At 32.9% G+C, this 21,863-nt stretch carries 24 protein-coding genes; 14 read left to right on the plus strand and 10 right to left on the minus strand.

All coding sequences use genetic code 11. The annotated features are described in order from the left end of the window. Positions 1 to 19 precede the first annotated feature (19 nt). From ACQ654_RS02460 to ACQ654_RS02475, 4 genes are all read left to right on the plus strand, one after another. Positions 20 to 409, plus strand: coding sequence for a Rid family detoxifying hydrolase (locus ACQ654_RS02460; protein ID WP_430408726.1), 390 nt, complete (start codon positions 20 to 22; stop codon positions 407 to 409). Positions 410 to 515: 106 nt separating this feature from the next. Continuing rightward, a complete protein-coding gene (locus ACQ654_RS02465) occupies positions 516 to 701 on the plus strand; it encodes a hypothetical protein (RefSeq protein WP_430408727.1) in 186 nt (61 codons plus the stop codon). 213 nt (positions 702 to 914) lie between these two features. Beyond that, positions 915 to 1,814 carry a hypothetical protein gene (locus ACQ654_RS02470; protein WP_430408728.1) on the plus strand — a complete coding sequence of 300 codons (900 nt, stop codon included), beginning with the start codon at positions 915 to 917 and terminating at the stop codon, positions 1,812 to 1,814. Between the two features lie 402 nt (positions 1,815 to 2,216). Then, positions 2,217 to 3,272 (plus strand): endonuclease/exonuclease/phosphatase family protein, encoded by a 1,056-nt coding sequence (locus tag ACQ654_RS02475; protein WP_430408729.1) that lies wholly within the window; start codon positions 2,217 to 2,219, stop codon positions 3,270 to 3,272. 47 nt (positions 3,273 to 3,319) lie between these two features. Here ACQ654_RS02475 and ACQ654_RS02480 read toward each other — a convergent pair whose 3' ends face one another. Beyond that, on the minus strand, positions 3,320 to 3,529 hold the full coding sequence (locus ACQ654_RS02480) for a hypothetical protein (protein ID WP_430408730.1): 210 nt from the start codon (positions 3,527 to 3,529) through the stop codon (positions 3,320 to 3,322). Between the two features lie 169 nt (positions 3,530 to 3,698). Here ACQ654_RS02480 and ACQ654_RS02485 point away from each other — a divergent pair, with 169 nt between their 5' ends. From ACQ654_RS02485 to ACQ654_RS02520, 8 genes are all read left to right on the plus strand, one after another. Further along, positions 3,699 to 6,080 (plus strand): penicillin acylase family protein, encoded by a 2,382-nt coding sequence (locus tag ACQ654_RS02485; RefSeq protein WP_430408731.1) that lies wholly within the window; start codon positions 3,699 to 3,701, stop codon positions 6,078 to 6,080. A gap of 308 nt (positions 6,081 to 6,388) precedes the next feature. Next, the gene (locus ACQ654_RS02490) at positions 6,389 to 6,913 is read left to right on the plus strand and encodes a DUF4252 domain-containing protein (RefSeq protein ID WP_430408732.1); all 525 of its coding nucleotides are present in this window, start codon (positions 6,389 to 6,391) and stop codon (positions 6,911 to 6,913) included. Beyond that, positions 6,883 to 8,262 carry an aldehyde dehydrogenase gene (locus tag ACQ654_RS02495; protein ID WP_430408733.1) on the plus strand — a complete coding sequence of 460 codons (1,380 nt, stop codon included), beginning with the start codon at positions 6,883 to 6,885 and terminating at the stop codon, positions 8,260 to 8,262. The genes ACQ654_RS02490 and ACQ654_RS02495 overlap by 31 nt, the downstream gene beginning before the upstream one ends. Positions 8,263 to 8,349: 87 nt before the next feature. Next, complete coding sequence (locus ACQ654_RS02500; protein ID WP_430408734.1) at positions 8,350 to 10,119, plus strand: tetratricopeptide repeat protein; 1,770 nt, start codon at positions 8,350 to 8,352, stop codon at positions 10,117 to 10,119. Positions 10,120 to 10,241: 122 nt separating this feature from the next. Then, positions 10,242 to 10,394, plus strand: coding sequence for a hypothetical protein (locus ACQ654_RS02505; RefSeq protein WP_430408735.1), 153 nt, complete (start codon positions 10,242 to 10,244; stop codon positions 10,392 to 10,394). 100 nt (positions 10,395 to 10,494) lie between these two features. Beyond that, entirely contained in the window at positions 10,495 to 10,689 is a 195-nt protein-coding gene (locus ACQ654_RS02510) for a hypothetical protein (RefSeq protein WP_430408736.1), read from the plus strand. 134 nt (positions 10,690 to 10,823) lie between these two features. Further along, entirely contained in the window at positions 10,824 to 11,099 is a 276-nt protein-coding gene (locus tag ACQ654_RS02515) for a hypothetical protein (protein ID WP_430408737.1), read from the plus strand. A gap of 93 nt (positions 11,100 to 11,192) precedes the next feature. Next, positions 11,193 to 11,927, plus strand: a complete 735-nt coding sequence (locus tag ACQ654_RS02520; protein ID WP_430408738.1) for a nitroreductase family protein — start codon at positions 11,193 to 11,195, stop codon at positions 11,925 to 11,927. Positions 11,928 to 12,032: 105 nt separating this feature from the next. On the opposite strand, the gene ACQ654_RS02525 is transcribed toward ACQ654_RS02520, so the two are convergent. The 4 genes from ACQ654_RS02525 to ACQ654_RS02540 form a co-directional block, all read right to left on the minus strand. Beyond that, positions 12,033 to 12,692 carry a response regulator gene (locus tag ACQ654_RS02525; RefSeq protein WP_430408739.1) on the minus strand — a complete coding sequence of 220 codons (660 nt, stop codon included), beginning with the start codon at positions 12,690 to 12,692 and terminating at the stop codon, positions 12,033 to 12,035. 1 nt (position 12,693) lies between these two features. Continuing rightward, positions 12,694 to 13,470 carry a sensor histidine kinase gene (locus tag ACQ654_RS02530; protein WP_430408740.1) on the minus strand — a complete coding sequence of 259 codons (777 nt, stop codon included), beginning with the start codon at positions 13,468 to 13,470 and terminating at the stop codon, positions 12,694 to 12,696. Between the two features lie 177 nt (positions 13,471 to 13,647). Beyond that, entirely contained in the window at positions 13,648 to 14,298 is a 651-nt protein-coding gene (locus ACQ654_RS02535; RefSeq protein WP_430408741.1) for a hypothetical protein, read from the minus strand. Positions 14,299 to 14,311: 13 nt separating this feature from the next. Further along, on the minus strand, positions 14,312 to 14,707 hold the full coding sequence (locus ACQ654_RS02540; RefSeq protein ID WP_430408742.1) for a hypothetical protein: 396 nt from the start codon (positions 14,705 to 14,707) through the stop codon (positions 14,312 to 14,314). A gap of 257 nt (positions 14,708 to 14,964) precedes the next feature. Between ACQ654_RS02540 and ACQ654_RS02545 the strand changes: the two genes are divergently transcribed. Next, positions 14,965 to 15,222, plus strand: coding sequence for a hypothetical protein (locus ACQ654_RS02545; protein ID WP_430408743.1), 258 nt, complete (start codon positions 14,965 to 14,967; stop codon positions 15,220 to 15,222). Here ACQ654_RS02545 and ACQ654_RS02550 read toward each other — a convergent pair. The 4 genes from ACQ654_RS02550 to ACQ654_RS02565 are packed head-to-tail and all read right to left on the minus strand — an operon-like array spanning position 15,200 to position 19,841. Then, entirely contained in the window at positions 15,200 to 16,048 is an 849-nt protein-coding gene (locus ACQ654_RS02550; RefSeq protein WP_430408744.1) for a biotin-dependent carboxyltransferase family protein, read from the minus strand. The genes ACQ654_RS02545 and ACQ654_RS02550 overlap by 23 nt on opposite strands. Next, positions 16,042 to 17,496: a 5-oxoprolinase subunit PxpB gene (pxpB, locus tag ACQ654_RS02555; RefSeq protein ID WP_430408745.1), complete on the minus strand. Its 1,455-nt coding sequence runs from the start codon at positions 17,494 to 17,496 to the stop codon at positions 16,042 to 16,044. Before pxpB ends, ACQ654_RS02550 begins: the two co-directional genes overlap by 7 nt. 31 nt (positions 17,497 to 17,527) lie before the next feature. Further along, the gene (locus ACQ654_RS02560; protein WP_430408746.1) at positions 17,528 to 18,718 is read right to left on the minus strand and encodes an Nramp family divalent metal transporter; all 1,191 of its coding nucleotides are present in this window, start codon (positions 18,716 to 18,718) and stop codon (positions 17,528 to 17,530) included. Next, the gene (locus tag ACQ654_RS02565) at positions 18,702 to 19,841 is read right to left on the minus strand and encodes a DUF2891 domain-containing protein (protein ID WP_430408747.1); all 1,140 of its coding nucleotides are present in this window, start codon (positions 19,839 to 19,841) and stop codon (positions 18,702 to 18,704) included. Before ACQ654_RS02565 ends, ACQ654_RS02560 begins: the two co-directional genes overlap by 17 nt. A gap of 140 nt (positions 19,842 to 19,981) precedes the next feature. Here ACQ654_RS02565 and ACQ654_RS02570 point away from each other — a divergent pair, with 140 nt between their 5' ends. Next, positions 19,982 to 21,160, plus strand: a complete 1,179-nt coding sequence (locus ACQ654_RS02570) for an NAD-dependent epimerase/dehydratase family protein (protein ID WP_430408748.1) — start codon at positions 19,982 to 19,984, stop codon at positions 21,158 to 21,160. Between the two features lie 427 nt (positions 21,161 to 21,587). Here ACQ654_RS02570 and ACQ654_RS02575 read toward each other — a convergent pair whose 3' ends face one another. Continuing rightward, complete coding sequence (locus tag ACQ654_RS02575; RefSeq protein ID WP_430408749.1) at positions 21,588 to 21,809, minus strand: hypothetical protein; 222 nt, start codon at positions 21,807 to 21,809, stop codon at positions 21,588 to 21,590. Positions 21,810 to 21,863: the final 54 nt, after the last annotated feature.

The raw sequence follows: 21,863 nt of genomic DNA on the forward strand, positions 1-21,863 counted from the left end.
ACAACAAATAACCAAAAACATGGCTAAACAAATCATTACCACACCAAATGCGCCAGCACCAATTGGTCCATACAATCAGGCAATATTGATGAATGGAACCTTATATACTTCTGGTCAAATTGCAATAGATCCAAAAACAGGCGAACTTGTGCAAGATTCTATTCAAAAAGAAACAAGACAAGTGATGGAAAACATGAAAGCGGTTTTAGCTGCGGCTGAAATGACGTTTGATAATGTGGTAAAAACATCTATTTTCATCAAAAACATGAACGATTTCACTAAAATAAATACGGTGTACAGTGACTATTTTGATGAAGCAACGGCGCCAGCACGTGAAACTGTAGAAGTTGGAAACTTACCAAAATATGTAAATGTAGAAATCTCTATGATTGCGATTAAAGGCGCTTAGTATCAACGTATTTGTTTATGTTCTATATAAAAATGTATGGTGTAACCGTAATTATTCGGTTAATATTTTTCTTACTTTTTACACACTAATCATAAAATTTTATATCATGTTAAAAAACATTTCAAAAGTAGGCGCTGTATTGAGCAAATCTGAACAACAAACACTTCACGGTGGTGGAAGAGTAAGAGGTTGTTACCAACAAGGCGGAAGTACTTGCTGTCAACATTATACTGGATTTGTATTTTGTGACGCTGGTCGATGTGGAAGTAATGGATATTGCTTCTGGTATTAATCCTAAAAAATAGTAATTCCCCTACATCCCTTTTTACTGGTTTTTTACCAAATAATTAAGTTAATATAAAAGCTTTAGCAATCTCAAACAGAGCTTTTTCTAAATATATAACAATATGTTTTATTTTCTTCTTATTCAAATATAAAGCCTTACTTTTATTTCAAGTTTGTCATCACTACATTTCAATCTTTACAATTAACATCACGATTAATCATGGGAACTTGGGGAACAGAAATTTCATCAAATGATACATATGGAGACATCAAATATGATTTTCTTGAACTTTACGACAAAGGCATAAGTGTTGCTACAATTACCAAAAAATTAATTGCCGAAAATGCAGATGAAACAGATTTAGCTACAGAAGATCACGACTTTTGGTTTGCAATAGCCGATTTACAATGGGAACATAAAGCACTTGATAAAACGGTATACAATCGTGTAAAAGAAATTGTTACTTCTGGCAAAAATATTGAACTTTGGAAAGAATTAGACGCTTCTCCTGAAGATATTTCTGAAAGACAAACTATACTTACCAGTTTTCTTCAAAAAATTGAAACTGAAAAGAAAACGACTCCTAAGAGAACAGCTAAAAAATTAAATGACGCAATTTTTGAAAAAGGCGATTGTTTAATTTTTAAACTATATGACAACGATTATTCTGGCATTTTTGTGCTTGAAGCTGAAAAGCAAACAAAGTTTGGGATGAATTTAATTGTAGTTACCGACATCAAAAAGTCTGAAAAACCTACTCTAGCAGATTTTGAAAACACAAATATACTATGCACTCCTGAACAAATAGCACGAGATCAATTTGAAGCGAGAGAAAATATATGTTGGTATGATGCGAATAATTTCAAGGAAACAGAAATTACGTTTGAAAAAATAGGACAATTGCCTGTTGAAAAAAAGTATGATTCATCAAAAGATTATGTCAGTTTAAGTTCTTGGGACAATCTAAAATCATTTCAAGATTCCTTTTACAAACATGAAGAAAAGGAAAAATGGGATAAACATAGTAGCCTAAAAAGTGTGCGTTTTGTTTCTAAAAAACAATCAAACAAATCAAATTCATTTTGGCAACAACTTAAAACTCTCTTTCAATATAAATAATTAAAAATCAATTTATTAATGATTTTTTTATAGCGATTACAAAAGAGGTAATAAATTTACTTAGAACTACTAAAACCCGTTGTGCATTTTGAGTTCAAAAGTATAAACAAACGTCTGTTCCAGCGATTTTGAAGTACGAAAAATTATATCGAGAACTTATTTAGGATAAAAATTCTATTCTCGATACAAATTTTACTCATATTCTAAAATAATTCAATTAATCCATGTTTACTACAGTCGTTAAAACCTTCATTCTTAAAAGCATAAAAAGCAATCATCGTTTTTTAATTTAAAATAACAAAATGAAGAAAGTATTATTTCAGTTAATAAATTGAACAAATGAACTAACTAATGTATCTCAAAATGCGTATTTTTGATGTAAATCGTCAAATAAAAAAATAATTGAATACAACAATTGCCATCATAGCCAATATTTTTGCATTCGTAAGCTATTTACCTGCTTTCAATATTTCGCATTGGGCATTTCGTGTATTTGATTTTATCCGAATACAACTACTCGCTATTCAAATCATTTTCTTTATAATTTTATGTTTTCTATATGAAGAAGGCAATCTTTTAGTGCTCAGTTCACAATTATTCATACTACTGACAATCATTTATCAAGCTATCATAATTGTTCCCTATTTACCAATAGCTACACTCTTCAAAAAAACAAAAAAAGAAAGCAACACCATTACGGTTATCAGTGTAAATGTACTTCAAAGTAATACTGACTATCAACAACTTATAAAACTAGTCAACGAAGTTCAACCTGATATATTATTGACATTAGAAACCAATAAAGCATGGGAAAATGCACTAAAAGAAATTGAAGCTAACTTTTCATACACATACAAAGTTCCAAAAGAAAATAGATATGGAATGCATTTCTACACCAAACTAAAAGTAGAAAACGTCGACGAACATTATTTCATTGAAGAAACCAGACCTGCAATTGAAGTTCACATGTTTGACCGTGATGGAAATGATTTTGTATTTCTCGGAATTCATCCGCCACCGCCTTCTCCAACGGAAAAACCGACAGCCAAACAAAAAGATGCTGAGTTGATGAAAGTGGCAAAACTAGTTCGAGAATTACAATCTCCAAGCATCGTAACTGGCGATTTCAATAATGTATGTTGGTCAAGAAGTGCAAAACTTTTTGCCAAAGTATCAAATTTGCAAGATTCCCGATTGGGAAAAGGTATTCATGCAACATTTCCTGTACGACCAAGTATTATGCGGTTTCCGATAGATCTTTTATTCAGTTCAAAAGAAATAAAAGTACACAACATAAAAACGCTTCCAGATATTGGTTCTGACCATCTACCTTTCTATTGTGAATTTACAATAGTAAAATCAAGCTTCTCAAAAGCCAACAAACTAGAACCAGAACTGAAAGAAATGGCAAATGAAATTATTGAAGAAGGACACATTGCCGTAGTAGAAGAAGAATAAAAAGCGAACTTTTTAGCTCGCTTTTAAATAATTTACTAAACTTTTAATCAGTTGCGTGGCGCTTTCTGCCATGGCACTTCACAACACAAACAATGTCCTTGCGGATGTAAATGATCACCGCCATTGCATATATCTTCGGGCACTATATATAATCCGGTTGGACAAGAATAACCGTTTACATTTCCTCCTTTAACATGGTGTTGTTCTATCTTAGAAAGCTGTTTTGAACCTTCTAACTTCATAATTCTTTGTAACATACTAATTTTTTTATGGTTAATGATACCTTAATATAAACTAATTTTTAAGAAAAAGACTACGGTTTCACCGTAAAAGAAAGAAAAAACCTATATTAATTAATTGTATAGTACATTCAGAAACTAAAAAACTCTAAACAATTTTTTGTAGTTTTAAGCAAAACTCCAACTTGTGAAAAAAGCCGCAAAAATCATTGGAATTCTGTTACTCATTATCATCGTTATAGGATTCTTCTTTTACAGATCATTACTTCCAACGTATAACGGAACGCTTGATATTGAATACCTTCAAGATGAAGTAACCATTCATTACGATACGTATGGAATTCCACACATTTATGCTAACAATGAAACAGACGCATTTACCGCATTAGGTTTTGCACACGCACAAGATCGTTTGTGGCAAATGGAATTGATTCGGAGAATTGCACCTGGACGATTATCTGAACTTTTTGGAGAAAAACTCACCGAAACCGATCGTTTTTTTGTCGCATTAGGCATTGATGAAGCTTCTGAATTAACAGTTCAAAACTTAGATAAAAACACGCAGAGTTACAAATTGGCACAAGCGTATCTCAATGGAATCAACGAATTTATAGCAAACGGCGCAACACCTGTAGAATTCTATCTTACGGGAACTGACAAAACAAAATTCACGCTCAAAGACATTCACAATGTATTTGGTTACATGGCGTTTAGCTTTGCAATGGCACACAAAACAGATCCGTTACTTACTGAAATTCAACAAAAACTTGGAAACGAATACTTAGCAGATTTAGGATTACATGTAGATCCAAATACGACTTTACTACACAATTATCCCACAAAAGAAAAAGATACAACTCAAATTGAAACTACCATTGTTGCTTCAGTGCACAAAGCGTTAGATCAATTGCCAATTCCGCAATTTATTGGAAGTAATAGTTGGGTAATTGCACCACAAAAAACGGCTACTGGAAAAGTATTATTTGCCAACGATCCGCATATAGGATTCTCGCAACCTTCCGTTTGGTATGAAGCACATGTGCACACGCCAACCTATGAAATGTACGGATACTACTTAGCAGGAACACCGTTTCCAATGTTAGGTCACAACCGAAACATTGCCTACGGAATGACGATGTTTGAAAATGATGATATCGATTTTTATTGGGAAGAAAACAATCCGGATGATGCAAATTCATATAAAACACCAACAGGCTGGAAAACCTACGAAACACGCACAAAAACCATTGCGGTAAAAGATGGAGAAGCCAGTACGGAAACCTATAAAACATCACGTCATGGACCAATTTTAAACGGAATTGCTGACGGAATCAATTTTGATCAACCTGTTGCCATGTCTTGGGCATATCTTCAACATAAAAATCAATTATTAGAAGCGTGTTACCTCATGTCGCATGCAAACAGTCAAGCAGAATTTGAAAAAAGTTTGCCTAAAATTCATGCGCCAGGATTAAATTTAATGTATGGAGATACTGAAGATAATATTGGTTGGTATGCTGTTGGAAAACTAGTGGAACGTCCAAAACACGTAAATTCGAAACTAATTCTTAATGGCGCTTCGGGCAACGATGAGCCAATTCGCTTTATGGAAGCTGATGAAAATCCTAGCGCAACAAATCCACCTTGGAACTATGTCTATTCTGCTAACAATCAGCCAGACAGCATTGCGGGAAGCTTATATCCAGGATACTATTTACCAGAAAATAGAGCAAAACGCATTAAGGAGTTGATTGTTGAAAAAGACAACTGGACCAAGGAAGATATGATGAATATGACACTCGATGTGAAATCAAACATACATTTGGAAGCCGTCAGAGAAGTATTAAACGTAATTGGCAAAAGTGAGTTTTCGGATATTGAAAAGGAAGTCGTCAATATTCTACACATTTGGAATGGCGAAAACAGAACAACTGACATTGCGCCAACTATTTATCATCGATTCATTAATCAATATTTAAAAAATACACTTTCAGACGAGTTAAACAAAGAAGCGTATGCTCAATTGTTAAAAACACACATTCTTAAACGATTTGAAGTACCACTACTCTACCAAGAATCTATTTGGTATGATGATGTAAATACAACTTCGGTAAAAGAAACACGCGCAGATATTCTGTTAAAATCTTTCAAAGAAGCGGTTGCGTTGTTGGAAAATCAATTTGGAAAAGACACAAACGAATGGACGTGGAATAAAGTCCATACTGTTGAACATCCGCATCCTATGGGACAAGTTGAAACCTTGCGTCCGTATTTCAATGTTGGACCATTTGAAGTTCCTGGCACACGCGAAGTTATCAACAATTTAGGATATCATTATGAAGATTCTGGCGAATACAACGTTTATTTTGGACCTTCTACACGACGGGTAATTGACTTTTCAGATATTGAAAATAGTATGAGTATTTTACCAACAGGGCAATCTGGAAACTTGTTTAGTCCTCATTATCAAGATCAAGCAAAAATGTATGTTGAAGGTCAATTTAGAAAAATGATGCTGAATTTGGAAGAAATCAAACAGGATTCAAAAAATACGCTAATTTTGAACTAGGGGTTTTTATTCTTTAATAGACCAAATACTATTTTCACTAATGAGGTTTTCTCTTTTTCCGAAGTGCAGTATTTAGTTTTCGTTAAAATTTTTGAGGCCTTGGAGAAAATTTAGAAAAATAAAGATGATTTTAGTTTTTTAGCTAAAAACACCTCTGAAAAAAGCGAATTTTCTTTTGTTTCTGTTTTCTTTGTGCGAGCAAAGAAAATGAAAATCAATAACGTAATGATTATTATAAAAAAATAGTTTTATCAAACTTTCGTTAAAATAAAAATAGTAATTTACAATCGTATTCTAAAACATTAGTAATGAAGAAAACTTTATTGATTCTGAGCCTTTTACTCTTTTTTTCATGTGGAAGCTATTACAAAATGGCTAACTTTTACAACGCGCACAAGAATGACGATAAGGTAACTGCGGTGCAAGTGCCACGTTTTATGTTTACCGTGTTAAAAGGACTTTCGCCAGAAATGAATTCCGTTTTGGGAACTGTAAACGATCTTCGTTTTATACAATTGCAACCGCAAGATCAATCTGAAGAAAAAAACATTCAAAGAGAAATAAATCAATTAACCAACGATCGCTTTACAGATATTTTTAGAAAAAATGATGATTTTAAACGTACGCTTATTTCAGTGCGAGAAGTTGGAAACTCTATCAAGGAAGTTATTGTTCATAAAACAGCTAGCGGAAAACACACTGTTTTGTATATGAGCGGAAATTTCAATCCAACCACAATACAAGAATACGCCGAAACTGGTAAATTTGATAACTTAACACAATCGATTACACAACAATATCTATGGAATACAACTGCGCCGAAATCGTACTAGCTCAAAAAAAGTATTTTGCTACAGGACGCACTAAAAATGTGCAATACAGAAAAATGCTCTTAAAAAAGCTTTTGAAAGAAGTACAAAAACGTGAAAACGATATTTGTGACGCGTTGTATGCCGATTTTAAAAAACCAAAATTTGAAGCTGTAATGACCGAAACTGGCATTATTACTTCCGAATTGCGGTTTACAATCCGCAAATTAAAGTCGTGGGCAAAAGCAAAACGTGTATTTCCGTCACTTTTAAACTTTCCGTCAAAAGATAGAATTCATTCAGAACCATTTGGAACAACACTAATTATTGCACCTTGGAATTATCCGTATCAACTGGCGCTATCTCCTTTAATTGGTGCTGTTGCCGCAGGAAATACGGTTGTTTTAAAACCTTCTGAATTGACACCTAATACGGCAACCGTTTTGGAAGAAATTATCACAGAAGTATTTGAAAAAGATCATGTTACCGTTGTAAAAGGTGGCGTTCCTGTTTCGCAAAAATTATTGGCCGAACGTTGGGATTATATATTCTTTACAGGAAGTGTGCACGTTGGAAAAATTGTTGCAAAAGCGGCAGCTCCAAACTTAACACCTGTAACGTTAGAACTTGGTGGAAAAAACCCATGTATTGTTGATATTCATACAGATTTTGAATTGGCGGCAAAACGTATTGTTTGGGGAAAATTTTTAAATGCCGGGCAAACTTGTATTGCTCCCGATTACTTAATTGTGCAAGCGCAAGCAAAGTTTGATTTCACTAAGGCACTAATTGAAGAAATACATAAAACCTTTGGCGAAAATCCGCAAGAATCACCTGATTTTGCACGTATAGTAAGTGAAAAGAACTTTGATCGTTTGGCGTCCATGATTAAAGAAGATGAAGTATTAGTTGGTGGTAGTACCGATAAAGACAATTTGTACATTGCTCCTACTGTTTTAGACGAACCAGCGTTTGATAGTGAAGCTATGAAAGATGAAATTTTTGGTCCTATTTTACCAATTCAAGTATATTCATCATTGGAAGATATTAGCAATATTATTGAGCGTTATGAAAAGCCATTAGCACTATATGTATTTTCAAAAGATAACAAGTTTGCAAACCGAATGATTACAAGTTATTCTTTTGGTGGTGGTGCAATTAATGATACAATTATGCACTTTGGAAATCACAGACTTCCTTTTGGTGGTGTTGGCGAAAGTGGAATGGGCGCATATCATGGAAAATTAAGTTTTGATACATTTTCACATAAAAAATCGGTTATCAAAAAGGCAAATTGGTTAGATATTCCTGTTCGATATGCTCCATATAAAGGGAAAATGAAATTTTTAAACTTTTTTCTAAAGTATTTTTAGTAATTTTTTGGCAACATTAAAACCATATTTTCTACATAAACTCTATTTATTTGTAGAAAAGATTCACATATAACTAAAAAATTTTAATTGAAGAAAAAACTATTATTCATAGTCTTTACACTAATTATGCTTTGTAATTGTGGCTTTACAGTTGCCCAATCTTCTACAAAAGCGAATAATTTAGAATCATACACAAATGAAGAATTAATCATATGTATAGAGGAATACTTACGTTCTGATGCTGAAATAACAAATCTTAATATCGATATTTTTCATGAAAGAGCAATTAAGCAATTACACAAATTGAATATTGCGAAAAGCTATTTTTACTACAGCTATCTTGCTGATGTAGAAGGATCGCACCAAGAAGCTATTACATATATTTACAAAGCACTTAAAGTGAATTTGAATGAAGAAGAAAGCGAATTTTTGTTCAGAATCTATTCTCTTCGAGGAAAATTACACGAACAATATGGGAAAGAATCGAAAGCATTAGATGATTTTTTAACTTCTCAAAAAATTGCTGTTAAATATAATAATGATGTTGGTAGAGCAAATGCAATTACCAATTTAGGGAAACTTCGACGCAAAGCCGAAGAATATAGAAGTGCACTTGAACATAGCAAAAAAGCTTATAAAATTGCTATGAAACCTGATTATACAGATGAAATTTCTAGAATCAATATCATTATGGGAGTTGGTGGCGCTTATTTAAAATTAAAACAGCCTGATTCGGCATTAATTTACATAAATAAAGGAATTGAGAGAAGTCGCGTTTTTGGTGATAACGAAGGTGTAAGTTACTTTTATATTGATTATGGAATTGCCTATTTATTGAAAGGAAACTATTTAAAAGCTTTGGATTATTTTGAAAAAGCAGAAAAAATAATTCTAGAAATTAAGAATCAGATGCGACTCGTAGAAGTCTACTACTACATTGCAAAATGTCAACACATCTTACATGATTATGAACAATCAATTGTTTTCATTGAAAAAGCAATCGCTATCATCAATGAGGAAAATGAAGGTTTATCAAAAGAAAAACAATTTATACCCTACGAATATGTAGACTTATTAAAATTATTAATTAAAAATCAAGGAAAACTTGGCAATCAAAAAGAGTTGGCTGATTACGACAATACGTTACTTGTTGAAATTGATGAACGAAAAGAAAAAAATGATGAAATCATTCGAAATAAACTATTTAATTATCTAAATGAGAAAAGTGACGTTTCTTCTGTAAAAGATTCTATATTACTACAACAAAAATATATAAATCATAATAAGGCACTTTGGATTTCACTGTTCGTTTTAGCTACGTTATTTATAATTGGTTGTGTTCTTTTTTACAGAAATCAACGAAAGAAAAAAGCACGTTTCAGAGAATTAAATATTAAAATTGCCGCGCTAAGATATGAGCAACGCACAAGCCTACAAGCGCAAACACAATTAAAAAAGAAAGCGGTTTCTACACAGCCCAAAAAAGAAGTTGTGATTACAGATAAAAAAGTAACTGCAATTTTACAAGCACTAAAAAAGTTTGAACAACAAGAACATTATTTGGATACCAATTGTAACTTACGATTTGTTGCCAAAAAAGTAAAAACAAATGCTACTTATTTGTCTAAAATAATCAATACTGATAAAGGAATTAGTTTCAACGAATATATCACAGATTTACGAATGCAGTATACGTTAAAACGTTTGCAAAAAGATCCTTTATTCCGTGCATATTCAGTAAAATCTATTGCACAAGAAGTTGGCTATAAAAGCGCGGATTCTTTCACAAAGCACTTTAAAAACTACACAAAACTCTATCCTTCCTACTACATTAAGAGCTTAAAAAAGAACGCATAACTACAACCCTATTTTGTTTAGTTTAGGTTACGTAAATTGTAAAATTTGAGTTGATATTTCTAAGTTTGGTATGATTATAATTCACAAAAAATCATTAACAAATTTTAAAAACCACAAAAATTATGAAAACAAAACGTCAACGCAAAACACTTGTTTTAAGTAAGTCAAACATTGCTAAGATTTCCTTTGAACATTTATCAAAAATTAACGGAGGAACTCGTTCTACTGCCATAGGAGCAACAAATGAAGCTGAGCACACTTGTGTACTATTTTAAATTTCCCTTTTCACCAATACTGTATGAGTATACAGTATAGTTAATTCATACTCATACAGTTTTCTTTTTTATAAAAACAAATCTCTAAAACAAAATCATTATGAAAAAAAGTATTCAAAGTAACACACTTCCCTTAAAAAAAGTAAACATAGCTAGTATAACTACAAAGCATTTATTCGAAATTAAAGGTGGAACACGTTCTACTGCAGAGCACGGAATGTCTAACCATACCGTTGGTTGCACAGATGGTTGTGACAACTTAGCAACTGAAAATTCGTGTGTGTGTCATTTCTAGTCCTATTTTGTTTAAAATGGGTTTACATAATTTTCTTTTTATAAAAAAGCCTGTTAATATTGTTCTCAGATCGATCAAGTACTGGGAAAGCCGAAACCCTAAAAAGTAGGCATTACATTAACATAAACTTTAATATGAAAAAACAAAAAATCATACGATTATCATTAGGGAAAAATACTATTTCTTCTTTGAAAGCATCAAATTTAAGTGGTGGAACAGGAAGTTATAATTGTTGGACATTTGCATCTCCATGTGTAAGCTTTACGGAGCCACCAGAAGATCCAACTTATATCTGTCCAGGTACAGTGGGAACCATAGATCCAAGTCCAACAAATACGTGTAATTCATGTATTCAACCTTGTGATACTGGTGGTCCTGGAAGTGTACAAACGAATTGTGTACCAAATTAAAAACAAGATTTCAATATTTTAGGTTAAACGAAAAAGAGAATGTCTAATAGCATTCTCTTTTTTAATTTGCGCTAGGTTCGTTATGTTTGTAACATGACGGCAGAAAAAACAGTAACCGAAGCTATTCAATACAGACGCTCTGTACGCGTTTTTGATAAAGAAATAGAGATTGATACAGACAAAGTGAAACAATGTATTAAAAATGCTGTATTAGCACCTACAAGTAGTAATCTGCAATTATGGGAGTTTTATCATGTTACCGATGAAAACGTTTTGAAACAATTGACAACCGCTTGTTTGGGACAAAATGCTGCAAAAACTGCCAAACAATTGGTTGTGGTCGTTGCCAGAAAAGACTTGTGGAAACAACGCGCTAAAGCAAATGTTGGTTTTTTGAAAAGTTTATATGGCGATAAACCCAAAGAGGAATATTCGCGAAGAGAAAAATTTGCTTTGAATTATTATCAAAAACTAATTCCGCCTATTTATGCAGAATTCCTTGGAATTTACGGTTGGTTAAAGTATGCTGTTTTTAATTGTATCGGATTGTTTAGACCTGTGTACAGACAAGTTCGCTTGAGCGATTTACGCATTGTAGCACACAAAAGTGCCGGATTGGCCGCACAAAATTTTATGATTAGTATGGCTGCCATTGGATACGATACTTGCCCAATGGAAGGAAGCGATACATTACGCGTTAAGAAAATTTTAAAGCTTCCACGTGGTGCAGAAATCAATATGATTGTTGGTTGCGGCGTTCGTTCTGAAAATGGAGTGTACGGTCCACAGTTTAGAGTTCCTTTTGAAACTACGTATACAGAAATTTAGTTGACAGTTTTCAAGTTTTGGGTTTTGGTTTTGGGTTTTGGTTAAAAAAATTATAATTCAATATACCAAAATACTAATATTCCAAAAGCAAAGTGACTCCAGATACTATTTGTTACTATTCACCAAGTTATTTCGGATTGCATATAACACCAAACCTATTCTACTCTTCACCTTAAAATGCTTGAATAATGATTCGCGATATCCGTCAATTGTTTTTGGGCTGAGACACATTTCTTGTGCAATTTCCTTGTATGTCATTTCAGTACAAGCCAATTTTAAAAACATCAATTCGGTATCTTTTAATGGTTTCCCGTTTTTTACATCTTTATCGTTTCCGCCATGAAGTGAATTTAATAACGTTGTAGCAACACGCTCCGAATAGTAAATTCCGTTAGAAACAACTTCATGTAACGCTTTGTTAAATATTTCAGGATGAATGTCTTTCAGCAGATATCCTTTCGCGCCCAAGCGCAACATTTTTATAATAGTTTCCTCATGATCGTCCATAGAAAGTGCCAATACCTGAATACTTGGACGGTTTTCTTTAATCCATTCCATAGTTTCAAAACCGTTCATCACGGGCATGTTTATATCTAGTAGAATAATATCGGGGACATTTTCAGACTCTAATAATTTCTTAATGAGTTCACTTCCATTCTTTACATGGTATAAAACCTCAAACTCCTCAAATGTGTTCACTAAACCTAGTAAAGATTGAGCAAAAAGCAAATGATCATCAACAATAACAACTGAATGTTTCTTCATACTATTTCTTATAGGGATAGGATAAAGTTAAGGAAACTCCTTTGTTTTTCACAGATTTCATACTGAATTCTGTTTTTATGATTGCCGCACGGCTTTTCATATTTATCAATCCTGATCCTTTTTCTACTTCTTCTTCATCAAAACCAACGCCGTCATCTTTTGCAGAAATTAGCAATCGGTCTTCTTTAAAATTAAGGTTAACTTCTAAATTTTTCGCTTTTGAATGCTTAATTGCATTTGAGAAAAATTCTTGTAATATTCTAAATAATATTATTTCTTCTTTTATGTCTAAAGGGCGATCTTCCCCTTTTACATTTAGCGTTGCCGCTAAAAAATTTAATTTATTAAATCGATCTAATTCTACTTCTATCGATTTTACCAATCCCATGTTTTGGATAATTTCAGTATTCATGGTTTTGGACAATAAACGAATTTCTTGTAAACTTTTTCCAACAATCTCGCTGACTTCGTCCAATTTTTCTTTATTTTCTTCTGCTAATTGTGTTCCCAAAATATTAATATGCATGCGTGCTACCGACAATAATTGTCCAATATTATCGTGCAATTCCCAACTCATATTTTGCAAGGCTTGCTCTTGGATTTCAATTTGCGATTTCGCAATTTCTTCCATATACTGCTTTTCTGCTTCTTTCTTTTCAAGAATAAACTTTAGTTTACGCTTTTGAAAGAATACAAATAATATAATAACCGTAGTTAATAAAATTAGCAACACTAAAGATGTTGCTGCAACAAGCATTTGTATTTCTTGATCTTCCATAACAGTCTTTAAAATAATATCATTTTAGGGAAATGTTTTTATATTTGATTCTAAATCAATGTATTTCCTTTTCTTTCTATGTAAGAACACGAAAGTAGTCACTAAAAATATTCCTACAAGAAAAATCGTTGAAGCGCAAATAAAAACCAGTGTACGTATTTCTTCCGTTGTCATTCCCTAAAATACTTCAAAATTATCTTTATCTTTTGATTTGTAAAACCCTACAGCAAAGCACACATACATTATTACATTTAGAACTAAAGTTACAATTCCAAGGATCTTTTGTCCACCTGTTAAGAATAGTCTTACTGAAATCATAAATGGCATAAATGTTCCATAGAAAAGTAAAACTCCTAAGCTAAACCAGAAATAGATGGAATCTGTAATCTTCAATATAGATTCTTTATTAAAAGATTCAATAAAATAAAAACTGATTGCAATCAAAACAAAAAGGACACCTAAAGTAAATGTATAAATTTGATTCGCTTCTAAAATATTTTCTCCAAAAAAACTATTCCCAAAGGCAAAAATTAAGTAAAACGCAATGCAGAATCTTAAAATGTTTTTTCTCCGTTTAGAACTAAGGATGAGTTGATACCACCATAAAAAGAAAGTAAGCTGAACAATTGTAAAAACGTTATATACAACGAAGTTTACATGATTGAACAACTTGTAAAAAACTGAGCCAAAGAATTCTGTGACTACAGCAAATAATATACAAAAAACAAAATATTTGGCTTTAGTGTTTGAATAATTTTTATAGTTGTAAAAACCATAAATTAAAACTATCAAAGCCAAATATTTTGAAAGAAATCTTATATCTCCCATTTAATTTAAAATGTTAATCTCCATACTCGTTTTGTGGAGGATTTCCATTGTCACCGTAATTCATTGCGTGAATTCCTGTAACGTCTTTACTACAATTTTCTATTGAAGGTGATGTAGGACACATAAATAGTGTATTTTGACCTGCTTTAGATTTATCCTTCATATTTTCAGGATACACACCAAAATAGAATCGAATTCCGTCAACTGAAATTTTCTTTTTTGTAGCTTCTTCTTTGACATAATTAATATAACCTTCCAAATCTTCTAGCGAATACCAGCTAGAACATGAAAAATTGCTATCATTTTCTGCGCCAAAGCCGTCATTTTGCTTTGCTTTGTAACAAGCATTCAATTCTAATGCTTGTTCATTATTAATAAGTTTGTCATTAGGGGTTTTGTAGTCACTCATACTTAATAATATTATTGATTATGTCACCAAGTTATCTATAAACTAGCACATGACAAAAACTTCCGACAACGTAATTTTCTTTAAATTATTATAAAAAACTGATAATTAGATTTTTAAGTATTTTTCAGCATTGAAATCTCAGGTATTTTCCTTTACAAAAGGGGCTTTTTCCCCTTTAATAGCGGAACTTTCCTCTTGTCAAGTTTTTTAATACGCCTTATTTTCGCCAGACAATCGTTAATTAAGCTACCTCCAAAATGACCTCAATTGATAAAAATATTATTGCTTCACGTCTAATTATCCAGTCGCATATTGATAAAGCATTTTCCGAAAAGTTTATTCAATGGAATGATGGACTTAATTATACAGAGTTTATTCGTGCGTTGTGGCGATTGTTTCTTAATCATGATAATTTTAAAGATGGAACGCAAAATATTTTGTCAAAACTTACCGAAGAAGACGCCATGCAATTACTTTCTGATGAAATTGATATTACGAAGTTGAAATCATATTAAAGTATATTTTATCTCTTGTATGTTTTTGCGAAAGCCTGTTTATACTAGCTTCATCCAATTGTAGAATTCTTGGATAACCGCCAGTCGTTTGACAATCTTTCATGAGAATAATTAATTTTCCAGATGGTGTTAGTTGAATGGTTCCTGGCAAAACTGCCGAAGTAATAATGGATGGAAAATTATTTTCAAGTAATTCGTTTAATTGGTATGCCATTCTATTGTTTAATCCTATTGAAAAAGGAATTTCTAACAGCAGTTTTTGTTGTTTTTTTGATAAGAAATCAAATTCTGGACCTTTGAATACCTGTAGTTGGTTGTCATTAAATACTGTCGGATGAAATCCAATTTTCGCATTTGACAATTGTTGTTTTTTTATGGTTTGATATGGAATGGAATCACCTTTCTCAATTCGTGATTTTTGGGTAATTCCATCATAGAAACTGCAGCTTTCTAGTATTTTTTCAGTTTGAAACCCATTTTTTACGGCAAGATACGTTCGAATGCCATAATTTCGAGCCCCGAACGTTAGTTCATCACCTTTGGATACATTTATTGGAATATTCGCTCTTAAATCGCTTCTATTTAGCTTTGGCGACAAGTCTGCACCACAAATTACAATTTGAGTTGCTTCATGAAAATATACATGTGGACCTTGCAATGTAATTTCCAAAACCGCATCATTTTCATGATTTCCCAAAATATGATTTGCCAATTTTGCATGATATTCATCCATAACTCCCGAAACAGGAACGCCATAATTTCGATAATTAAATCGTCCTAAATCTTGAATGGAAGTGTACAATCCAGGTTGTAAAATTTCTAACATTCTACACTCGGTTTTAGTTCATAATTTCCACTTAAAACAGCTTCAGATATTTTATGATATTCTTCTACTGAAATTGAAACAAATTTGATATAATCTCCCGCTTTTGCAAAACATGGTTTTTTATTGTTTACATCAAAAAAATTGATTGGTGAATTTCCTAAAATTTGCCATCCACCAGGACTTGATTTAGGATAAATTCCTGTCTGCATTCCACCAATTCCAACAGCACCTTTTTTCACTTCTAATCTAGGTGTAGATTTACGATCGATGTGAAGTCGTTTGTCAAGTCCGCCTAAGTACAGAAAACCAGGTAAAAAACCGATTGAAAATATTTGGTATTTTGGAGCTGTATGAAGTTGTATAATCTCGTTACTTGTAAGTTGCTTTTTTTGTGCAATTTCTTCAAGATCAATTCCAAAAATTACATCGTAACATACAGGAACTTCCCAACAGTACTTTGTTATTCTTTGCATTTTGCCAGATTCTAACGAAATAAGCCGTTCCAACAAATGTTGGAGTGTTTCAAAATTTATTTTTATTTTATCATAAATAATTAACAATGAGTTATTTGATTGAATTACATCAACTATTACTTTAATATTAAAATTGATTACTTTTTCTTTGAATTCCAACACCTTATTTAGTACTTCTGGTGACATTTGTGCTTCCCAAGTTACTAAAACTCCAGCATCTCCGTACGGTTTATAGTGAGGAAATTCTGGTGTAGCTATCGTATTTTGTGTATTGAAATGTGAATGCAATTGCTGAACAATTTCGATCGCATTTAGCGTATCAGAATGTACACAAAGTGTATTTGATTTTAGTGGAATTTTTGTACCTGAAATCGTTTGTACTTTCTCTTCATTTTTTAAGCAAGACACATGCTGTATAATCTCCCCTATTTCTGTTAAAACGGCATTGCTTTTTGTACGAGAAACAAGTGTTAAATTATCATTGTAATTTCGATCAGCGAACGCTTCATAATAGATTTCAAAATGTTGTTGTAAAGCTAATTTTTCAATTACAGAATTGTACGGAATATAGAGTTTATATTTGTCTTTATATGTAGCAATTGCTTTGAGAAAAAAAATTGCTTTTTCCTCACTTTTAGCCACATCATTATACAACGCTCCATGTGGTTTTATGTGCGTGATTTTTACATCGTGCAACTGAGCAATTTCTTCTAAATTTGAGATTTGTTTTTGAATCGTTTTGATGAATTCGGCTTCGGTCATATTTATAGAAATTCGACCAAAATTTTCCCGATCAGGATACGAAGGATGCGCGCCAATTTCTACTTTATATTTTTTAGCTAATACAACTACTTCATGCATCGTTTCCGAATTTCCTGCATGTCCGCCACACGCAATATTACACGCATTGATGTAGGGCATTAGAATTTCTTCATTGCCTACGCCTTCTCCAACATCACAATTGATATGTAGCATTTTAGACTTTTATTGATTCCTATTATTTACGTTAAAACACACTTATGATTCCTTTGATGCCTAAGATTAATGTGATCAAAATGATACAAATTGCTAGTATGTTTTGAAATAGTGTGTTCTTGTATTTCCCTAAAACATTAGCTTTGTTCACAATCCAGACTAAGAATATAGCAACTATTGGCAATAGTAATCCATTTGCGACTTGTGCAAATGTGATGACTTCTACAGGCTTGAATTTCAAAGAAGAAAATACAACTCCAAGAATGAGTATGATAGCCCAAACTACACGAAACTTGTTGTCTTTGAGTGTTCCTTTCCATCCAAAACAGCTTTTTGCTACAAAAGCGGCTGCTAAAGGTGCTGTAATCGCAGATGTGATTCCTGCCGCAAATAAGCCAATTCCGAGTAGATATTTGGCATATTCGCCATATAATGGTTCTAATCCTCTGGCTAAGTCTAAAGCATTGTCAATGTTTCCGCCAGTTGTTGCCGTTGCCGCTATTATGATTGCCATCGAGACAATTCCACCTAAAATTATTGAAATCATCGTGTCTTTTCGAGCTGTAACTAAATCTTCTTTTGTTTTCCACTTTTCTTTGACTAATGAAGCATGCAAAAATAGATTGTACGGAACTACAGTTGTTCCTATTATTCCAATGATTATCAATATATTACCTTTTGGAATTGTTGGTGTAAATGTTCCTTTTAGGATTCCAATGATGTCTGGTTTTGTTAAGATTGCAGTAATTAAGAATGAGATACTCATGATTACTACTAAAGCGACTAAACTGCGTTCCAATACTTTATAGCTGCCTATGAATAGTAATAGAAACGCGATCATTCCTATTATCATCGGATATAACATTGCGCTTCCTTCACCAAATACATGCATTCCTAATGCGGCGCCACTGATGTTTCCAGCTTCGTATGCGGCGTTTCCAATGACAATTGCACCAAGAATTAGAAAGATTGCTAAGTTTCGTAGTAATGGACTTGTGATTTGTTCTTTTATGACTTCTGCCAATCCTTTTTGTGTAATGATTCCGGTACGTGCCGCCATTTCTTGCAATACAACTGTTGCAATTATTGATAGTAACATTGCCCAAAGCAAACTGTATCCAAATTGCACACCAGCTTTTGTACAAACCGTAACGGTTCCAGGTCCAATAAACGCCGCGGCTACAAGCGTTCCTGGTCCAATATTTTTAATCCATTTGAACATCTGCGGCAGTATTTAAGGCATAAATAGCAAAGGAACCTAACCAATGTGTTCCTTCATAATTGTCGTCAACAATACTTGGTAATGAGTAGTTTATGTGTTCATTGGCAACTTTTTTTAAGTGTGCATATTCTGGAAATTGATTGGCAATTCCGTATAAGCACCAAGCTCTACTGAAGTTTACACCATCTAAATGGACGAGTTTTCCATCTGTTCTATCGGACACTTTTCCTTGCGCTAATTGAAAATTTTTGTTTGCTAATTGTGGTAAGAATTTTTGCAACCATGTTTTGAATTCGTTTTCTGGCAAAATTCTACGCATGATAGCTGCTTCTTCCAAACATGGAGATAAGAAGTCAAATCCGCTTGGTTCCCACGCTATTGGACAGTTTTCATCATTTTGATAGAAATCTTTTGCTCTTTGTACTATCACATTTTTTAAAATTGTGTGTTCAACCGTTTTTGCATAATCATACGCAAATGTGAGTCCGAATGCAGTATTTGTGTGCTCTCCTACTCTGATTGGATAGTTTAGTTTTGGTAAGAAATCTAGATAACCTTGTACAATTATGTCCGTCATTGGTTGCAAATTGGTTTCTAATTCACGTGCTAACGGATCGTTCCACGTGTGTAATTCTTCTGCCAATTTTAAAAGCCAAGCCCAGCCATATGTACGTTCAAACGATTTGTTGTATTTTCCTTTGAAGTATAAAATTTCTGTTTCTATGTTCTCCTTAGAGATATTTTGTGCTAGTTTTTCTCGGATTTCTGCACTGTTTTCCAAGTTTGGGAATTGTTTTAGCAACGTTACCAACGACCAATGTCCGTGCACAGACGAATGCCAATCAAAACAACCATAAAATGCTGGATGCAATGCTTTTGGCGATTGTAAGTCTTCTCCACTTCCAATAGTTTGATTGAGTTTGTTTGGATATTCTTCTTGCATACAATGCAATGGCAAAGCCGCTAAACGATTGGCTTCTGGAAGTGATAAGGTAGCAATTTCACTAGAAATCATAGTGCTTTCTTTGGAGTTTTCTTCTGTTATGGCTTCTTTTTTTTCTTTCGGTTTGGACTGACATTGCACGAATAAACAGATGAGTAAGAAGTAACTTATTTTTTTCAATTGTTAAAGCGTTTTTGGGTTGAAGGTTCAAGATATGAATTTCTCTTTAGATATGCATGTTGCGTATTGAGATGTTCAATTTTTTAGGAATCTTGAAATTTAATAGTATTTTTAAGATGAAAAAATTAAACTCAACTAAGATGGAAACTAAAAAATCGAGAAGAGAATTTCTGAAAATTGGCCTCAAAATGGGCGTTGTATTGCCATTTGCTAGTTCAATATTATATAGTTGTATTTCAAAATCGGACGAAAAGAATACTACTAAATTAACATCTTCTAAAAAATTAAAAATTCTTATTCTCGGAGGAACTAGTTTTTTAGGTCCGCATCAGATTGTATATGCAGTTAACAGAGGTCATTCGGTTACAACATTCACAAGAGGAAAAACAAAACCGTCAATTTATAAAGAAGCTTTTTCAAAAGTGGAACAACTTATTGGTGATAGAGAGGATAATTTGACAGCTTTGGAAAATAGAAAGTGGGACGTTGTGATTGATAATTCGGGACGTAAAACCGAATGGACAAAACGATCTGCGGCATTATTAAAAGAAAGTTGTGATTTGTACATATACACCTCATCGACAGGAGTTTATTATCCGTATATTAATAGTGATTTTAAGGAAGATTCTAAGGTTTTGACATTAGTTCCAAATGATAGTAAAGAAGATGAAAAGTTAGAGTATGATTATGGTGTGATGAAAGCAACTTCTGAACAAGCAGCTATGAAAGAGTTTGGAGCTGCTAGAACTATTGTTGTACGACCAACGTATATGATTGGTCCTGCTGATAGAACCAACCGCTTTATACATTGGCCAGTGCGACTTGAAAAAGGCGGAGAAGTGTTAGTTCCAGGAAAGAAAGATGACGCTGTACAGTATATTGACGTGAGAGATGTTGCCGAATGGATGATTCGTTTGGCAGAAGATAAAAAGATAGGAACATACAATGCCGTTGGCCCAAAAGAAGCGCAAAATATGCATGAGTTTATTACGGAAGCTAAGAAAACCTTTGCTGTTGAGAGTTCTTTGGTAATGATTGACGATTATGATTTTTTGGAAGAAAATGACATCTATTATATTGTTCCTTGGATTATTCCTACAGAAAATACGATAGGTTCGGCAAAAATAAACAATCAAAAAGCATTGCAAAATGGACTTTTATTTAGAACCGTACACGATTCTGTAAAAGATACACTTGATTGGTGGAAATCTGATGCTGTTAGTGAAGAACGAAGAACTGAATTTGTTTCTAACCCAAATTCTATCATATTAAAAGAACCAGAAATTATCAAGAAATGGAAAGCGTTGCAGCATGGCTAAGTTAATACTGTTGCTAGTTATTGAGAATAGGCTTTGCTATTTTCTATATTACAAGAATTTACAATAGAACTGAAAATGTTTTTTATGATACTGATTATCTGTATTTTAAAAACAAATATACTACGCAAAAAGTAAAGCTTCAAAATATAAAACGTATTGAACGTACACTATCTGATCAAAGAATTTTGGGAATGCAACATCATAACTATAAGATTGATTTTATAAACGAATTTAGCATGAATGAGTCTGTAAATATTTGGATTAGTTCTATTCATAATCATATTATTGAATTTGAAAAATATTTGGACTATCACGCTCGAAGCGTTGGTGTAAAACACACTGTTAAGTCCTTTTGATCATTATGAAGTATAAAAAAAGCAAGCCAAAGCTTGCTTTTAGTGTTATAATGAATACAAATTAGTACTGATTACCAACATGGGAAACACGTTCCATTACATGTCCAAAAACATGTTGCAACACAATTTGTTATACACGTATTGTCTGTTACTTTTGGTGTTGGGCATACAGGACAACCTGATCGCACATGTGTTGCCACTGGCACTGGATTTGCAACACCTCCGCTAATTTCATCTAAGTTTGAAACTGCACTTTTGTTTAATGATAATTTTTTGATTTTCTTTTTTTTCATAATGGTTAAAATTTAGTGGTTATTAAAAATGTTTTAGCACTTTAGTACACTACA

Source organism: Kordia sp., from assembly GCF_965283645.1.
GTDB lineage: Bacteria > Bacteroidota > Bacteroidia > Flavobacteriales > Flavobacteriaceae > Kordia.

Bases quoted from the DNA above. Each gene is read 5' to 3' on its own strand.
- ACQ654_RS02460 (WP_430408726.1), top strand. From the start codon at position 20: ATGGCTAAACAAATCATTACCACACCAAATGCGCCAGCACCAATTGGT.
- ACQ654_RS02465 (WP_430408727.1), top strand. From the start codon at position 516: ATGTTAAAAAACATTTCAAAAGTAGGCGCTGTATTGAGCAAATCTGAA.
- ACQ654_RS02470 (WP_430408728.1), top strand. From the start codon at position 915: ATGGGAACTTGGGGAACAGAAATTTCATCAAATGATACATATGGAGAC.
- ACQ654_RS02480 (WP_430408730.1), bottom strand. From the start codon at position 3,529: ATGTTACAAAGAATTATGAAGTTAGAAGGTTCAAAACAGCTTTCTAAG.
- ACQ654_RS02490 (WP_430408732.1), top strand. From the start codon at position 6,389: ATGAAGAAAACTTTATTGATTCTGAGCCTTTTACTCTTTTTTTCATGT.
- ACQ654_RS02495 (WP_430408733.1), top strand. From the start codon at position 6,883: ATGGAATACAACTGCGCCGAAATCGTACTAGCTCAAAAAAAGTATTTT.
- ACQ654_RS02505 (WP_430408735.1), top strand. From the start codon at position 10,242: ATGAAAACAAAACGTCAACGCAAAACACTTGTTTTAAGTAAGTCAAAC.
- ACQ654_RS02510 (WP_430408736.1), top strand. From the start codon at position 10,495: ATGAAAAAAAGTATTCAAAGTAACACACTTCCCTTAAAAAAAGTAAAC.
- ACQ654_RS02515 (WP_430408737.1), top strand. From the start codon at position 10,824: ATGAAAAAACAAAAAATCATACGATTATCATTAGGGAAAAATACTATT.
- ACQ654_RS02520 (WP_430408738.1), top strand. From the start codon at position 11,193: ATGACGGCAGAAAAAACAGTAACCGAAGCTATTCAATACAGACGCTCT.
- ACQ654_RS02525 (WP_430408739.1), bottom strand. From the start codon at position 12,692: ATGAAGAAACATTCAGTTGTTATTGTTGATGATCATTTGCTTTTTGCT.
- ACQ654_RS02530 (WP_430408740.1), bottom strand. From the start codon at position 13,470: ATGGAAGATCAAGAAATACAAATGCTTGTTGCAGCAACATCTTTAGTG.
- ACQ654_RS02535 (WP_430408741.1), bottom strand. From the start codon at position 14,298: ATGGGAGATATAAGATTTCTTTCAAAATATTTGGCTTTGATAGTTTTA.
- ACQ654_RS02540 (WP_430408742.1), bottom strand. From the start codon at position 14,707: ATGAGTGACTACAAAACCCCTAATGACAAACTTATTAATAATGAACAA.
- ACQ654_RS02545 (WP_430408743.1), top strand. From the start codon at position 14,965: ATGACCTCAATTGATAAAAATATTATTGCTTCACGTCTAATTATCCAG.
- ACQ654_RS02550 (WP_430408744.1), bottom strand. From the start codon at position 16,048: ATGTTAGAAATTTTACAACCTGGATTGTACACTTCCATTCAAGATTTA.
- pxpB (WP_430408745.1), bottom strand. From the start codon at position 17,496: ATGCTACATATCAATTGTGATGTTGGAGAAGGCGTAGGCAATGAAGAA.
- ACQ654_RS02560 (WP_430408746.1), bottom strand. From the start codon at position 18,718: ATGTTCAAATGGATTAAAAATATTGGACCAGGAACGCTTGTAGCCGCG.
- ACQ654_RS02570 (WP_430408748.1), top strand. From the start codon at position 19,982: ATGGAAACTAAAAAATCGAGAAGAGAATTTCTGAAAATTGGCCTCAAA.
- ACQ654_RS02575 (WP_430408749.1), bottom strand. From the start codon at position 21,809: ATGAAAAAAAAGAAAATCAAAAAATTATCATTAAACAAAAGTGCAGTT.